At 63.7% G+C, this 15,439-nt stretch carries 14 protein-coding genes; 5 read left to right on the plus strand and 9 right to left on the minus strand.

Annotated features, from left to right (window positions below; translation table 11 throughout):
- Positions 1–20: 20 nt before the first annotated feature.
- Complete coding sequence (gene leuS / locus AC3WR3_RS08080; protein WP_492291599.1) at positions 21–2,597, minus strand: leucine--tRNA ligase; 2,577 nt, start codon at positions 2,595–2,597, stop codon at positions 21–23.
- A 234-nt stretch (positions 2,598–2,831) separates the two neighbouring features.
- Between leuS and AC3WR3_RS08085 the strand changes: the two genes are divergently transcribed.
- A complete protein-coding gene (locus AC3WR3_RS08085; RefSeq protein WP_139434096.1) occupies positions 2,832–3,314 on the plus strand; it encodes a zinc ribbon-containing protein in 483 nt (160 codons plus the stop codon).
- 64 nt (positions 3,315–3,378) lie between these two features.
- Here AC3WR3_RS08085 and lnt read toward each other — a convergent pair whose 3' ends face one another.
- The 5 genes from lnt to miaB form a co-directional block, all read right to left on the minus strand.
- A complete protein-coding gene (gene lnt / locus AC3WR3_RS08090; protein ID WP_247625731.1) occupies positions 3,379–4,956 on the minus strand; it encodes an apolipoprotein N-acyltransferase in 1,578 nt (525 codons plus the stop codon).
- A gap of 148 nt (positions 4,957–5,104) precedes the next feature.
- Positions 5,105–5,986 carry a CNNM family magnesium/cobalt transport protein CorC gene (corC, locus tag AC3WR3_RS08095; protein ID WP_005329827.1) on the minus strand — a complete coding sequence of 294 codons (882 nt, stop codon included), beginning with the start codon at positions 5,984–5,986 and terminating at the stop codon, positions 5,105–5,107.
- Positions 5,987–6,084: 98 nt separating this feature from the next.
- Positions 6,085–6,549: an rRNA maturation RNase YbeY gene (ybeY, locus tag AC3WR3_RS08100; protein ID WP_247625732.1), complete on the minus strand. Its 465-nt coding sequence runs from the start codon at positions 6,547–6,549 to the stop codon at positions 6,085–6,087.
- On the minus strand, positions 6,546–7,604 hold the full coding sequence (locus AC3WR3_RS08105) for a PhoH family protein (RefSeq protein ID WP_139435810.1): 1,059 nt from the start codon (positions 7,602–7,604) through the stop codon (positions 6,546–6,548). Before AC3WR3_RS08105 ends, ybeY begins: the two co-directional genes overlap by 4 nt.
- A gap of 49 nt (positions 7,605–7,653) precedes the next feature.
- Positions 7,654–9,087: a tRNA (N6-isopentenyl adenosine(37)-C2)-methylthiotransferase MiaB gene (gene miaB / locus AC3WR3_RS08110; RefSeq protein WP_139435807.1), complete on the minus strand. Its 1,434-nt coding sequence runs from the start codon at positions 9,085–9,087 to the stop codon at positions 7,654–7,656.
- Between the two features lie 226 nt (positions 9,088–9,313).
- On the opposite strand from miaB, the gene AC3WR3_RS08115 reads away from it, so the two are divergent.
- Together AC3WR3_RS08115 and AC3WR3_RS08120 are read left to right on the plus strand one after the other, a co-directional pair.
- Positions 9,314–10,477: an FAD-dependent monooxygenase gene (locus AC3WR3_RS08115; RefSeq protein WP_492291600.1), complete on the plus strand. Its 1,164-nt coding sequence runs from the start codon at positions 9,314–9,316 to the stop codon at positions 10,475–10,477.
- 33 nt (positions 10,478–10,510) lie between these two features.
- Positions 10,511–11,089, plus strand: coding sequence for a cysteine hydrolase family protein (locus AC3WR3_RS08120; RefSeq protein ID WP_139435802.1), 579 nt, complete (start codon positions 10,511–10,513; stop codon positions 11,087–11,089).
- Positions 11,090–11,163: 74 nt separating this feature from the next.
- On the opposite strand, the gene AC3WR3_RS08125 is transcribed toward AC3WR3_RS08120, so the two are convergent.
- Entirely contained in the window at positions 11,164–12,078 is a 915-nt protein-coding gene (locus AC3WR3_RS08125) for a LysR family transcriptional regulator (RefSeq protein WP_427232632.1), read from the minus strand.
- Between the two features lie 113 nt (positions 12,079–12,191).
- Here AC3WR3_RS08125 and AC3WR3_RS08130 point away from each other — a divergent pair, with 113 nt between their 5' ends.
- Entirely contained in the window at positions 12,192–12,416 is a 225-nt protein-coding gene (locus AC3WR3_RS08130) for a hypothetical protein (RefSeq protein ID WP_247625735.1), read from the plus strand.
- Positions 12,413–13,075 carry an HAD-IA family hydrolase gene (locus AC3WR3_RS08135; protein WP_492291601.1) on the plus strand — a complete coding sequence of 221 codons (663 nt, stop codon included), beginning with the start codon at positions 12,413–12,415 and terminating at the stop codon, positions 13,073–13,075. The genes AC3WR3_RS08130 and AC3WR3_RS08135 overlap by 4 nt, the downstream gene beginning before the upstream one ends.
- Positions 13,076–13,091: 16 nt before the next feature.
- Here AC3WR3_RS08135 and AC3WR3_RS08140 read toward each other — a convergent pair whose 3' ends face one another.
- Both AC3WR3_RS08140 and AC3WR3_RS08145 read right to left on the minus strand, forming a co-directional pair.
- The gene (locus tag AC3WR3_RS08140) at positions 13,092–14,573 is read right to left on the minus strand and encodes a sensor domain-containing diguanylate cyclase (RefSeq protein ID WP_492291602.1); all 1,482 of its coding nucleotides are present in this window, start codon (positions 14,571–14,573) and stop codon (positions 13,092–13,094) included.
- Positions 14,574–14,682: 109 nt separating this feature from the next.
- Positions 14,683–15,285 carry a nitroreductase family protein gene (locus AC3WR3_RS08145; RefSeq protein ID WP_342059468.1) on the minus strand — a complete coding sequence of 201 codons (603 nt, stop codon included), beginning with the start codon at positions 15,283–15,285 and terminating at the stop codon, positions 14,683–14,685.
- Positions 15,286–15,439 lie beyond the last annotated feature (154 nt).

Here is a 15,439-nt window from a genome sequence, read left to right on the forward strand (position 1 = left end):
GCCGGGAGTGCTGGTCATCCTCAGTTTGCGACTATGTTGAGCAGCTTGCCCGGTACGTAGACCACCTTGCGCACGGTCAGGCCTTCGGTGAACTTCTGCACCGAGGCATCGGCCATGGCCAGCTTCTCGACGTCGGCCTGGCTTATCTCGGCCGGGACGGTCAGCTTGCCGCGCATCTTGCCGTTGATCTGCACCACCACCAGCTTCTCGGTCTCGACCATGGCCGCTTCATCCGCCACCGGCCAGGCCGCGACGTCGATGTCCCCTTCCTTGCCCAGCATCTTCCACAGCTCGAAGCCGATGTGCGGGGTGATGGGGTAGAGCATGACGACCACGGCTTCCAGTGCTTCCTGCATCAGGGCGCGGTCCTGCTCGTCAGAGCCCAGCTTGGCCAGGTTGTTCATCAGCTCCATGATGGCGGCGATGGCGGTGTTGAAGGTCTGACGACGACCCACGTCATCGCTCACCTTGGCGATGGTCTTGTGCAGCTCGCGGCGCACAGCCTTCTGCTCGTTGGAGAGGGCGGCAGCATCCAATGCAGGTGCGGCACCTGCCGAGACGTGCTCGAAGGTGGTGCGCCACAGGCGACGCAGGAAGCGCTGGGCGCCCTCTACGCCGGAGTCGGACCACTCCAGGGTCATGTCGGCCGGGGAGGCGAACATCATGAACAGGCGGACGGTATCGGCGCCGTAACGCTCCACCATCAGCTGTGGGTCTATGCCGTTGTTCTTGGACTTGGACATCTTGGTCATGCCGGAGTGGATCACTTCACGACCTTCGTTGTCGATGGCCTTGGTGATGCGACCCTTGTCGTCACGCTCCACCTTGACATCGGTCGGGCTGACCCAGACGTTGCCGCCCTTCTCGTCCTTGTAGTAGAAGGCGTCGGCCAGCACCATGCCCTGGCAGAGCAGGCGCTTGAACGGCTCGTCGCTGTTCACCAGGCCGGCATCACGCAGCAGCTTGTGGAAGAAGCGGGCGTAGAGCAGGTGCATACAGGCGTGCTCGATACCGCCGATGTACTGATCCACCGGCAGCCAGTGGTTGGCGGCCGCCGGATCCAGCATGCCCTTGTCGTAGTCCGGGGAGCAGTAGCGGGCGTAGTACCAGGAGGACTCCATAAAGGTGTCAAAAGTGTCAGTTTCCCGGAACGCTTCCTGACCGTTATAGGTGGTCTTGGCCCACTCGGCGTCGGCCTTGATGGGGCTCTGGATGCCGTCCATCACCACGTCTTCGGGCAGCAGCACCGGCAGTTGATCTTCCGGGGTCGGCACCACGGTGCCGTCGGCCAGGGTCAGCATGGGGATGGGGGCACCCCAGTAACGCTGACGGGAGACGCCCCAGTCGCGCAGGCGGTAGTTGACGGTACGCTTGCCGTGACCGAGGCCTTCCAGCTTGCTGGCGATGGCATCGAAGGCGCCCTGGAAGTCCAGACCGTCGAATTCGCCGGAGTCGAACAGCACGCCCTTCTCGGTGTAGGCGGCTTCGCTCACGTCCACGTCGCCATCAATCGGCTTGATCACCGCCTTGATGTCGAGGCCGTATTTGGTGGCGAACTCGAAGTCACGCTGGTCGTGGCCCGGAACGGCCATCACGGCGCCGGTGCCGTAGTTCATCAGCACGAAGTTGGCGACCCAGACCGGCACCTTGCGGCCATCCAGCGGGTGAATGGCGTACAGGCCGGTGGCCATGCCCTTCTTCTCCATGGTCGCCATGTCAGCCTCGGCGACCTTGGTGTGCTTGCACTCCTCGATAAAGGCAGCCAGCTCGGGATTGGTTGCGGCAGCCTGGGCGGCCAGCGGGTGACCGGCGGCTATGCCCACATAGGTCACGCCCATGAAGGTGTCCGGGCGGGTGGTGTAGACCTCCAGCTGCTCGTCCTGACCGTCGATGGCGAAGCTGATGTTGACCCCTTCGGAGCGACCAATCCAGTTGCGCTGCATGGTCTTGACCATCTCCGGCCAGCCTTCCAGATTGTCGATGTCATTCAACAGCTCTTCGGCGTAGTCGGTGATCTTGATGAACCACTGGGGGATCTCTTTCTGCTCCACCGGGGTGTCGCAGCGCCAGCAGCAGTTGTCGATCACCTGCTCGTTGGCCAGCACCGTCATGTCGTTCGGGCACCAGTTGACGGAGGAGGTCTTCTTGTAGACCAGACCCTTCTCGTAGAGCTTGGTGAAGAACCACTGCTCCCAGCGGTAGTAGTCCGGCTTGCAGGTGGCAAGCTCTCTGTCCCAGTCATAACCCAGACCCAGCATCTTCAGCTGGTTCTTCATGTATTCGATGTTTTCGTAGGTCCAGGGGGCCGGTGCCGTGCTGTTCTTGATGGCGGCGTTTTCCGCCGGCAGACCGAAGGCATCCCAGCCGATGGGTTGCAGCACATTCTTGCCATTGAGCCGTTGATAACGGGAGATCACATCACCTATGGTGTAGTTACGCACGTGCCCCATGTGTAGACGACCAGACGGATAAGGGAACATGGAGAGGCAGTAGAACTTTTCCTTGTCTACTTTCTCCACGGCCTTGAAGGTTTTCTTGGCATCCCAGTGCTGTTGCACTGCTGGTTCTATGGATTGGGGAACGTATTGCTCTTGCATTGGTGACATCCGGATCTGTGAAATGAATAGATAAATCAGCTGGGAAATCCCGATAGAATACCCATATCCTGCGGCGGCAACAACCGCCAGCATCCGCCCGGCCTCAGGCCGACCCGGGCAGCATCGAGGTTTCACGGAGCAGCAGGGGTGACAGAGGGCGGCAACCACCGCCAGCACGGCTCAGTCTCTGGCTCAGGCCGGGCACGATCAGGGTTCAGCAGAGGAGTAATGGCCATGGACAAACGTCGACAAGGGTATGAAGCCTTCATCGCCCAGCTCAAGAAGCAGTGGGAGGAGACCGAAGAGTTTCAGGGAGAGCGCCTCAACCGGATGATCGCCAAGGTACAGGCCTATCTGGAGGCGGCCGGCGATCTGACCCAGGACGAGCTGGCGCTGATCGCAGAATACGTGAAGCGGGATCTCGGCAACTATGACGAGAGCCGCGCCGAGGTGCCCGAGTCCGCCTTTATGCTGGCGCTCAAGGACACCGTCTGGTCCTGGCTGGCGGACGTGACCGACCGCGCCCAGGTGGAGTGGAGCGAGCTGGCGGACGAGCTGGAACACAAGGGAGTCTATCGGGCTGGTGACTGGGTGGGGCTGGGGGTGCTGGTGTGCGATCACTGCGAGTGGCGCCAGACTGTGCTGCACCCGCAGCAGCTCGGTACCTGCCCGGAGTGCGGGGCCAACGAGTATCATCGCGAACCGCTCTCACCTTGACATAGGGTGATGAGGTTATAAAAAGAGGCGCCCAAGGGCGCCTCTTTTTATGTTCTTAACATGCTCAGAGCTTGCGGGCCCAGGGGTGGGCGCGGGGGCGCAGCACCAGTGCCAGGCCGAGCAGCAGGGCGGCCAGCGCGTACATGGGCCAGCTGCCAAAGCGCAGGTAGGGGGTCGCGCCGTGGGCGGGACGCACCTCGGTTCTCAATACCCCCGCCTCGAACTGGGGGATCTGGGCGATGATGCTGCCGTCTATCTCGGTGACTATGGTGATGCCGGTGTTGGTGTCGCGCAGCAGCGGACGGGCCAGCTCCAGGGCGCGCATCCGGGCGATCTCCATGTGCTGCCAGGGGCCTATGCTGGTGCCGAACCAGGCGTCGTTGGAGACGGTCAGCAGGAAGTCGGTGTCCGGCTGCACGTTGCGGCGCACCTCGTCCGGGAAGATGATCTCGTAGCAGATGGCGGCGGCGAACTTGAGCCCCTTGGCGATCAGGTTCGGCTGCACCGCATCTCCCGGGCTGAAGGAGGACATGGGCAGGTTGAAGAAGGGGGCTATGGGGCGCAGCAGATCTTCAAACGGCACATATTCGCCGATGGGCAGCAGGTGGTACTTGTAGTAACGGTTCTTGTGCTCGTAGTGATAGGACTCCTTGCCGTCCAGATCCTGCACCCCCATGCCGAGCACGGTATTGAAGAAGCGCTGCTGCTTCAGATCGTAATGGATGATCCCCGCCAGCAGGCCGGTGTCGTTCACCTTCATCGCCTTGTCCAGGCTCTCCAGATAGGTGCCCATCTCCTTCTCGATGGCCGGGATGGCGGACTCCGGCCAGATGATGATGTCGGCGTCCTGATTCTCGCGGCTGAGATCCTGATAGGTGCGCACCGTGGGGATCAGGGCCTCGGGATCCCACTTGAGGGACTGGGCTATGTTGCCCTGCACCAGGGCCACCTTGACCGGCTCGCCCCGGGTCACCCAGTTGAGCTGCATCAGCCCCTGGGCGGCGCCGACCAGCACGACCGGCAGCAGCAGCCAGGCGGGCTTGCGGCTCTGCCAGGTGAGCCAGAGGGCGGAGGTGGTGAGCAGCAGGGCGAGCGTGATGCCTTGCACCCCGAGGATGGGAGCGAACCCCTTGAGCGGTCCGTCTATCTGGGTGTAGCCAAACCAGAGCCAGGGATAGCCGGTCATCACCCAGCCCCGCAGCCAGTCGGCCATCAGCCAGAGCGCCGGGAAGGCGAGCAGCCAGCGGCTCCAGTGGCGGCCGCCAAAGAAGCGGGCGAAGACCCAGCAGGCCAGGGTCGGGTAGAGGGAGAGATAGGCGCAGAGGCCGGCCAGCAGCACGAAGGCGGCGGGCAGCGGGATGCCGCCAAACTCCGTCATGCTGACATGGATCCACCACTGTCCGGGCAGAAACAGCCCCATGGCATAACCGAAGCCGCGCCAGGCCGCCTGTTTGGGGTTGGCCTTGTCCAGCAGGGCATAGAGGCCGAGCAGGGAGAGGATCACCAGAGGCCAGTAGCCGAAAGGGGAGAAGGCCAGCACGGCGATGGCGCCAGAGGCCAGGGCGAACAGGCTTGTCAGAAGTTTCGATTTCACGGGGGATCGGGGCTCGAATTGGGCTGAATAATGTGGAATGGCCGACATCTTAACCGCAAACCGCGCCAACGGCGAGCCTCCCGGCCAGCCGGATGCCGAAGGGGCGCGCAGCAGGGGAATGGGAGAGCGCGGGGCGGCAGAATGACAAACGCCCCTGAGAGCAGGGGCGTTGATTGACGGCGCGGGGAGCGCGGGATCAGGACTCCGGCTGGGCCGCCGCGTGATTCTCCGGGATCTTCACCTGCAGTTGCTGCAGGCGGCGCCGGTCCGCGTGCATCACCTTGAACAGGTAGCCGTCCAGCTCTATCTCCTCGCCCTTCTTGGGCAGGTGGCTGAAGGCGTGCATCACCAGGCCGCCCACGGTATCCACCTCTTCATCGCTGAACTGGGTGCCGAAGAAGTCGTTGAAATCCTCGATCTCGGTCAGCGCGCTGACGGAGAAGACCCGCTTGCTGATGCGGCGGATCTCTTCCGGCTCATCCTCGATGTCGTCAAACTCGTCGTCGATCTCGCCGACGATAAGTTCCAGTATGTCTTCTATGGTCACCAGACCGGAGACGCCGCCGAACTCGTCCACCACGATGGCCATGTGGTAGCGCTCTTCGCGGAACTCCTTGAGCAGGCGATCGACCCGCTTGCTCTCCGGCACTATCACAGTGGGGCGCAGGATCTTCTCGAGCTGCAGCGGCTCGCTGGCGTGATGGCCGCCAAAGCCGAACGGCAGCAGATCCTTGGCGAGCAAGATGCCCTCCACGTGATCCTTGTCTTCGTTGATCACCGGGAAGCGGGAGTGGCCGGATTCGATGATGACCGGCAGGAAGTCGTCCACCGGCTGTGACTTCTCTATGGTCACCATCTGGGAGCGGGGGATCATGATGTCACGCACGCGCAGCTCGGCAATTTCGAGCACGCCTTCGATCATGTCCTTGGTGTCCTGATCGATGAGGTCACGTTCTTCCGCATCGGCGATGACTTCCACCAGATCGTTGCGGTCTTTTGGCTCGCCCTGGAAGAGTTGGCTGAGCTTGTCGAGCCAGGTTTTCTTCGGCGAGCCGGTACTAGGGTGATCGTCGGTCATTTTCTCTCTTGATTACTCGTGTGAACACAGGGGATATTGTCTTGGTTATATAAGGATGACAGCGGCGTGTTTCAATGCCGTGATCGCCTCGTCAGCCCTTACTCTTCATCATTTAGATAGGGGTCGGGGAAACCGAGTTCCTGCATGATGTCGCGCTCGAGCGCCTCCATCTCCTCGGCCTCCTCGTCCTCGATATGGTCATAACCTAGCAGATGCAGACTGCCGTGCACAACCATGTGAGCCCAGTGGGCCATGAGGGGCTTGCCCTGTTCGACCGCCTCTGCCTCGACCACCTGGCGACAGATCACCAGATCACCGAGCAGGGGGAGTTCCATGCCGGGGGGGGCTTCGAACGGGAAGGAGAGCACGTTGGTGGGCTTGTCCTTGCCGCGATAGGTGTGGTTGAGCTCGCGGCTCTCCGCCTCGTCCACCAGGCGCACCGTCACCTCGGCCTCGTCCTGGAAACCCGAAATGGTACCATCGAGCCAGCCTTGCAGCTGGGCTTCGGTCGGCAGGCCGTCGGTGCTGGCGCAGGCCAGCTGCAGATCCAGGGTCACGCTCATTGGGCACTCTCTTTGCTGGTGTTCTCGTTGCGGGTATTGGGGGCGCTCTTCTCGGCCGCCTGCTGGGCGTCGAACGCCTCGTAGGCCTGCACTATGCGGGCCACCACGGGGTGGCGGACCACGTCTTTGGATTCGAAGAAGTTGAACGACAGGCCATCGACCCCCTGCAGCACTTCCAGGGCGTGGCGCAGGCCGGATTTGGTACTGCGCGGCAGATCCACCTGGGTGATGTCGCCGGTGACCACCGCCTTGGAGTTGAAGCCGATGCGGGTCAGGAACATCTTCATCTGCTCGGTGGTGGTGTTCTGGGCCTCGTCCAGGATGATGAAGGCGTCATTCAAGGTTCTTCCGCGCATGTAGGCGAGCGGCGCCACCTCTATGATGTTGCGCTCCATCAGCTTCTCGACGCGCTCGAAGCCCAGCATCTCGAACAGGGCGTCGTAGAGGGGGCGCAGGTAGGGGTCCACCTTCTGGGAGAGATCCCCGGGCAGGAAGCCGAGCTTCTCACCGGCTTCCACCGCCGGGCGGGTCAGCAGGATGCGGCGGATCTCCTGGCGCTCCAGGGCATCCACGGCGGCGGCCACGGCGAGATAGGTCTTGCCGGTACCGGCCGGACCGATACCGAAGCTGATGTCGTGGCGCACTATGTTGGCGATGTACTGGGCCTGGTTCGGGCTGCGGGGCTTGATGAGACCGCGCTTGGTCTTGACCGTCACCTCCTTGCCATAAGGCTGGGATGAGACCGCTTCATCGTCCTGCTCCAACACACGGGACTCCTGCACCGTCAGGTGCACCATCTCCGGGGTGATGTCATTCACCTTGCCCCCCTTGAGGGGCTGGGTCTCCACATAGAGGTGCTTGAGGATGGCGGCCGCCGCATCAATCTGGGCCTGCTTGCCGAGCACCTGAAAGTGGTTGTCACGGTAGCTTATCTCGATGCCGAGACGGCGCTCCAGCTGCTTGAGGTTGTCGTCAAAGGGGCCGCACAGGCTGGCGAGACGCAGGTTGTCGGCGGGCTCCAGGTGCAGGTTCAGGGTCGAGATGTGTCGGCTCAAAATGTCCTCGTATCGGCTGTTCCCCCCGCCCTCGGGAGGGGGGAGAAAATTAATGGGGTCTGAAGGCCGCCACCCCGAGATCATCGGGGACGTTGTCCGGGCGGCGAGCCAGGATTTCGCTCGGCGCGGTGGCGATGCGCAGATTCATCTCGTCCTCGCCGCGGATGAAGCGGCCACGCAGGGAGTAGGGGCGCACGTCGGTGATCTCCACATCGGCGAAGCCGCCGATGAGGCGGTGCGGTCCCTCGAAGTTGACCACCCGGTTGTTCTCGGTACGGCCACTGAGCTGCATGGGATCCATCTTGGAGGGACCCTCCACCAGGATGCGCTGCACCGAGCCCAGCATGGCGCGGCCGATGAGCATGGACTGGTGATTGATCTGGTTCTGCAGGCGGGTGAGACGGGCCTTCTTCACCTCCATGTCGACGTCGTCCGGCAGATCGGCGGCCGGGGTGCCGGGGCGCGGGCTGTAGATGAAGCTGAAACTCATGTCGTAGTTGATCTCCTCGATGAGCTTCATGGTGGCCTCGAAGTCCTCGTCCGTCTCGTTCGGGAAGCCGACGATGAAGTCGGAGCTCATGGTGATGTCGGGACGGGCGGCGCGCAGGCGGCGGATCTTGGACTTGTACTCCAGCACAGTGTGCGGGCGCTTCATCATGGTCAGGATGCGATCCGATCCGCTCTGCACCGGCAGGTGCAGGAAGCTGACCACTTCCGGCGTGTCCTTGTAGACCTCGATGATGTCGTCGGTAAATTCGATGGGATGGCTGGTGGTGTAGCGAATGCGGTCGATGCCGTCGATGGCGGCCACCAGGCGCAGCAGCTCGGCGAAGGTGCAGTCATTGCCATCGAAGGTCGGGCCGCGGTAGGCGTTGACGTTCTGGCCGAGCAGGTTCACCTCGCGCACCCCCTGCTGGGCGAGCTGGGCGATTTCGTAGAGCACGTCGTCGAGCGGCCGGCTCACCTCCTCGCCGCGGGTGTAGGGCACCACGCAGAAGGAGCAGTATTTGGAGCAGCCTTCCATGATGGAGACGAAGGCGGTGACCCCCTCGGCGCGGGGCTCCGGCAGGTTGTCGAACTTCTCTATCTCGGGGAAGGCGATGTCCACCTGGGCGCCGCGTCCCTCCTGGACCTGCTTGATCATGGCGGGCAGGCGGTGCAGGGTCTGGGGGCCGAAGACGATGTCCACATAGGGCGCCCGGCTGCGCAGGGCTTCCCCTTCCTGGGAGGCGACACAGCCACCTACGCCTATCACCAGTCCCGGTTTTTTCAGCTTGAGCTTCTTCCAGCGACCGAGCTGGTGGAACACTTTCTCCTGGGCCTTTTCACGGATGGAGCAGGTGTTGAGCAGCAGGACGTCTGCCTCCTCGGGCTCTTCGGTCAGCGTGTAGCCATTGCTGGCGTCCAACAGGTCGGCCATCTTGGACGAGTCGTACTCGTTCATCTGGCAGCCCCAGGTCTTGATATGAAGTTTCTTGCTCATTGCTACTCTTGACTGTGTTTAAGGTCGGCAGGGTCAAAGGACCGGCCATTTTACTCCGCAATCCCGGTGCTGACCAGTCTGAGGCCGCGCCGCCGCCAGATGGCCTGGCCCGTCGCGGCAATTGCCCGCCTGACGCACTGTTTATCCGGTCTCCTTGCGTTATCATGCCCCATTCGGTTTGCCCCTCTCTTCCTTGTTCGGGGCGACCCCTTGCAGGAATCAAGTCATGGAACAGTGTGATATCGCCATCGTCGGCGCCGGCATGGTGGGCGCCGCCACCGCCTGCCTGCTGGCGGCAGAGGGTCTCAACGTGCGGGTCATCGAGACCCGGTTGCCGGAGCATTACGCCCCGGATCAACCGCTGGATCTGCGGGTCTCCGCCATCAGCCAGGCCTCGGTGGCGCTGCTGGACAAGGCCGGTGCCTGGTCGCATCTGCAGCAGATGCGGTTGTGCCCCTACCGCCGGCTGGAGACCTGGGAGCTGGACGGCTTTGCCACCCGCTTCGACGCGGCGGATCTGGGGCTGCCCCAGCTCGGCTACATCATAGAGAACCGGCTGGTGCAGCTCGCCCTGCTGAGGCGAATGGAGGATTTCCCCAACATCCAGACCCACACCCCGGCGGCTGTGGTCCGGCTGCAGCAAGGTGCCGAGCACGCCAGCCTGCTGCTCGATGACGGCACCGAGCTGCAGGCGCGCTGGGTGCTGGCCTGTGACGGCGCCGAGTCGCTCACCCGTCGCCTCGCCGGGATCGGGGTGTCGCGCTTCGAGTACCGCCAGCACTGCATGCTGATCAATATCGACACCGAGTTCGAGCAGGATGACATCACCTGGCAGCAGTTCACCCCGCAGGGCCCGCGCGCCTTCCTGCCGCTGCCCGGCCGGCACGGCTCCCTGGTGTGGTACGACAGCCCGGCCCGCATCCGGGCCCTGGCCGCCATGAGCAACGAGGCCCTGGCCGCCGAGGTGCGTCGCCACTTCCCGGCCCGGCTCGGCGGCTTCCAGGTGACTGGCAAGGGGAGTTTCCCCCTGGTGCGCCGCCACGCCAACCACTACCACGCCGGACGGGTGCTGCTGCTCGGCGATGCCGCCCACACCATCAACCCGCTGGCGGGGCAGGGGGTCAACCTCGGCTTCAAGGACGTGGCCTGCTGGGCCGAGTTGCTCGGCAAGGCGGGGGCTGACTGGCACGACATTACCCTGGCCAGCCGCTACGAGCGGCGTCGGCGCCCCGACAACCTGCTGATGCAGTCTGGGATGGATCTCTTCTACGGAGTGTTCAGCAACGAGATAGGCCCGCTCAAGCTGGCCCGCAATCTGACCCTGACCCTGGCGGACAAGGCGGGCCCGCTCAAGGAGATGGCGCTGCGCTATGCTCTGGGGCTGGTGTAAGGGGCCGGATATTGACGCCGAGGAGGCAGACCCATGAACAAGGCATTGCTGGTGATCGACTTTATCAACGACATCGCGCACCCGGACGGACGCATCGCCGCCTCGGCGGCCCATGTGCAGGAGCAGGATGCCATTCTCCATGCCAACCAGGCGCTGGCCCATGCCCGAGCCAGGGGCTGGCTGGTGGTGCTCATCAAGGTCGGCTTCGATGGCGGCTATCTGCTGCAGCCCAAGGGCTCCCCCATGTTTGGCCGGGCCCACCAGCTCGGCGCCCTCTCCCTGGCTGAGGCAGGCACCGACTTTCACCCCGAGCTCGACGTGCAACCCGGGGATCTGGTGCTGACCAAGCCCAGGGTCAGCCCCTTCTACGGCACGGCGCTGGAGCCCGCACTGCGGGCCAATCACATCGATCACCTCTATCTGTGCGGCGTCAGCACCGGCTGGGCCATTCAGGCCGCCGCCCGGGATGGCCACGATCGGGACTACGCCATCACCATACTGGAAGATGCCTGCGCCGCCGCCGATGCCAATGAGCACCATGCCTCCCTGCGCCAGCTCGGCCGCATCGCCGAGGTGATCAAGGTGGCCCGGCTGTTGTCAGATCCCGGCTGAGGCCTTGAGGACGCGCACATCAGATGAGTGCGTGTCCCTTCTCCCGTCCTTCCTGCCAGCACGAGAGTGCGTGCTCATCCGTTTGCCTTGCCGCCGTTTTGTTCCGCCTCCGGGTGCATGGCCCTGACCAGGGTCAGGAAGCGATCCCGAATGGGATCCGCAAAGTCGGGGTTCCACACCAGGCTTATCTCCCACTCGGACCAGGGGCCGGACAGGGGATAGAGGGTCACGTCCTTGCCCGCGATGAAGCCGACGCTGCGGGGCAGTATGGCGTTGCCTATGCCGGCGGCCACCAGGGCCACCAGGGTCTGGATGTCTTCCGCCTCCTGGATCATGCCGGTCAGCCGGTTGGCGCCGAGGAAACGGGCGATCTGCTGGCTGAGGCCGGGGCAGCGGTGGCCCACCATCTGCAACAGCGGCTGCGTGGTCAGCGCCCGCTCCACGTCGAACGCAGCCGGATCCGGCCCCGTCATCTGGCTCGGCACGGCCAGCACCAGCCGGTCGGTCAGCAACCTGTGCTCCCTCAGCTGTGGCGCCTGCGGCCTTCGCATAAAGCCGATCTGCAGCCGCCCCGCCAGCAGCAGATCGTGCTGGACGGCGGAGGTCATGTCCTGCAGGTGCACCATCACATCCGGGGCCTGCTGCTTGAAGCGGGCCACCAGGGAGGGTGCCAGTGCGAAGCTCGACAGCCCGAACCCTATCTTGAGGCGCCCGGCTGCGCCACTCGCCAGCGCCAGGGCGTGGTGCTCGAATCCCTTGCCGTGTTCCACCAGGGCGCGGGCCTGGGGCAGCAACTGGGTGCCGATGGCGGTCAGCTCGGCGCCGTGGCGGCCCCGGTTGAACAGGGTGCTGCCGAGCGCCAGCTCCAGCCCCTGGATCTGCTTGGTCAGCGCCGGTTGCGTGATGAAGAGCCGACTGGCGGCCTCCCGGTAGTTGGCGGTCTCGGCCAGCATGACGAAGGCCTGCAGCTGTCTTAAGTCGAATTTCATTCCATTTGGTTATTCAATGTGGCGATTTATTGATTATAAATTATCTAACACCCTTGTTCTAATGGTCTCGAAACGGGCCTTTGGCCCTCTGACCAGCCACAAGGAGTCATGTCATGTCGAGCGAACGCTATCTGTTCTTGATCAAGGGAAGCCTGGTAATGGCCCAGCCACTGGCGGCGCCGGAGACGGGGGAGCTTCTGACCAGCCTGTTGCAGCAGGGATTTGCCGTCGGGCCCCTGCCGGTGTGGGCGAGCAATACCGAGCAGGCGCTCGCCTGCTATGAGCAGTCGGCCCAGCGACAGGCCTTCGTCGACGTGCTGGCGGGGAGAACCCCATGACAGTGCTCACCCTGAGGGCCGAGGCCCTGCTGCTGGACATGGACGGCACCCTGGTGCACTCCACCACCGAGGTGGAGACCGTCTGGCGGCTCTGGTGCCAGGGCCATCGGCTGGATCCCGCGCCTGTGCTGGCCATGTGCCACGGGGTGCGCTCGCGGGAGGTGATACGCGCACTGGCGCCACAGCTGGATCTGGCTCGTGAGGTGGCCCTGCTCGACGAGCTGGAGATCCAGCATGCGGGAGTGGCCGAGCCGATCGCCGGGGCACGCACCCTGCTGGCAGCCCTGCCGCCGGCGCGCTGGGCGCTGGTGACCTCCGCGAGCCAGCGTGTGGCGCGGCACCGCCTGGCCAGTGCCGGGCTGCCGTTGCCGAGATGGTTGATCGGGGCAGAAGATGTGGTGCGGGGCAAGCCGGATCCCGAGCCTTACCTGCTCGCGGCGCGCCGCCTTGGCCTTGCCCCCGCCGACTGCCTGGTGTTCGAGGATGCCCCGGCGGGGATACGCAGCGCCCTGCTGGCCGGTTGTCAGGTGGTGCAGATCGGGGGCGACAAGCGGTTCGATGGCGGGGTCAGGGCGCGGCTGGAGGACTGGCGGCAGATCCGGCTGACCGAGGACGAGGCTGGCCTGCAGCTTTGCATGGCAAACCTGCTGCCGGACTGAGGCTGCCCTCTTTGAGTCAATGGGGATCCGAGTCCATGGCGGTGGGCGCCGCCTCCCCCGAGCGCCTGTCTGTCTCTTCGCCCCCGTGCAGCTCCACCCGGTTGCGGCCATGATGCTTGGCCCGATAGAGGGCCTGATCGGCGCGGGAGAGCAGCCTGTCCAGGTTGAAGTGACCCTGGTGCTGGCAGGCTATTCCTATGCTCACAGTGACCGAGACCGGCTTGCCTTCCCCATCCAGAACCTTCAGCCGGGCAACTGCCTCCCGTAGCCGCTCGACCACGTCCAGCGCCCGGGCCCCGGTGGCATCGGGCAGCAGCACCGCAAACTCCTCGCCCCCCAGCCGGCCGAACAGGTCTTCCTGGCGCAGATGCTGGCTCACCGTGGTGGTGAAGGACTTCAACAGCCTGTCGCCCGTCTCGTGACCATGGCGGTCGTTGATGCCCTTGAAGTTGTCCAGATCCAGCATGCAGACCGCGAGGGGGCGTTTCCCCCGTTCCAGTTTCTCCGCCATCTGTTCGGCACCGGGCCAGAAGCCGGCCCGATTGAGGACGCCGGTGAGGTGATCGTGGTGTGCCAGGTATTCCATCCTGCGCAGCAGGTTATTGCGTGTCGCCATTATGCTGGCGGCGGTGAGCGGGGTGAGGGCAATCAGCATGACGCCGATCCGCACCGAGAACATCCAATACTGGGTCTGGACATCCTGACTGATGGTCAGGTAGCCGTTGGAGAGGGCGAGCAGGATCAGGATGCTGAAGGAGAGCGAGAGCAGGCTGGTGGCAAAGATGGAGTAGTTGATGGCGCACCAGAGCAGGGCCGGGACCGGGAAGGCAATGGAGCCTGGCCCCTCGATCAGCAGTGTCAGCAACAGGGTGCCAACCAGGCTCAGCAGGGGCAGCAGCCTGCGCCAAGAGATATTCGTCTGATACAGGAGGCGGCGCCAGTCCGGCAGTGTGCCCGGCGGGGGCAGGGTCAGGATCACCGGCAGTATGGCCATGTAGTTGACCAGCTCGCTGGCGAACCAGAAGCCGAGCCCGTAGAGGTGTGAGCCCTGAAACAGCATGGGGTTGATCGCCGCCCCCACCAGGCCGGCGGCGAGGGAGGCCGCCATGGCGATCAGCAGCAGATAGACGATGGAGGCGGGCCGCCGGAGCCGCTTGTCTTCGAGATCCAGCCGGCGGAACAGCAGGTAGCCGACGCTGACGCCAGCCAGGTTGCCGAGGGTGAGCAGCGCCGTCTTGAGGGGGGGATCCTCGGTGAACAGGGAGGCGAGCAGATAGCCCAGCAGGCCCCCCAGCCAGCCTGGGGGCGAGGCCAGGCGCGGGTAACGCAGCAGCATGCCGAGCAGGACGGCATTGGCGGGCCAGAAGGCCGCCAGCAGGCTGGGAGGCCGGGTGAAGATGCCGACAAGTGAAAACAGCAGGATGATGGTGGCGACACAGAGCAGGGCAAACACGGGATAGAGAGTGGACAAGATACGCTGGCGTCTGGCTTCTCCCATGCGTCTCTCCTGAGGGCGGTTGGCGTGATAGCCCTGAGTATGGTTGCACACCATGGAAAATGCGGGGGAAGCAGGGGCAAAGGCCCCCTCGGCGAGGGGGCCAGAGGGGTTAGCCGAAGACCCGGAAACGGACCTCGTCATCCATGAAGGTCTTGTCACCGGCCGGTTGCTCTATGCTGCCAAAGGGCATCTGGGCACGGAGCAGCCAGCTGGCGGGCAGGTCCCACTCCTTGCGAACCGCCTCGTCGATCAGCGGGTTGTAGTGCTGCAAGGAGGCGCCAATGCCTTCCTGGGCCAGGGTGGTCCAGACCGCAAACTGGGCGATCCCGGTGCCATGTTCGGACCAGATGGGGAAGTTGTCGGCATAGAGGGCGAATTTCTGCTGCAGATCCTGGATGACGGCGGTGTCCTCGAAGAACAGCACGGTGCCAAAACCGGCGCGGAAGCTGCCGTTGACCTTGGCTTCGCTCTGGGGATAGGCCTCTGGCGGCACAATCTTTTTCAGTTCGGCTTTGACGATGTCCCACAGCTTGTGGTGCTGCTCGCCAAACAGGATGACGGCACGGGAGCTCTGGGAGTTGAAGGAGGAGGGGCTGTGCTTGACGGCATCCTTGATGAGGGCCGTCAGCTGGGCCTCGGAATGGGTCACCTGGTCACCCAGGGCATAGATGGTACGACGTACTTTGATCTGTTCGATAAACGGACTGCTCATAACATCTCCTTGGTTGATGAATCGTGGCTGCCAGCATTGCCGACAAAGGTCATCTGGCTCCGATTTCTCGAGTGATGGACTATAACACCTTCTGTGCAAGAAACCGTCAACGCTGGGTGATGACAGTTTCTACTTTTTATGGATATTCACATGA

This window comes from Aeromonas sp. EU05-FHT14A05 (assembly GCF_058791175.1).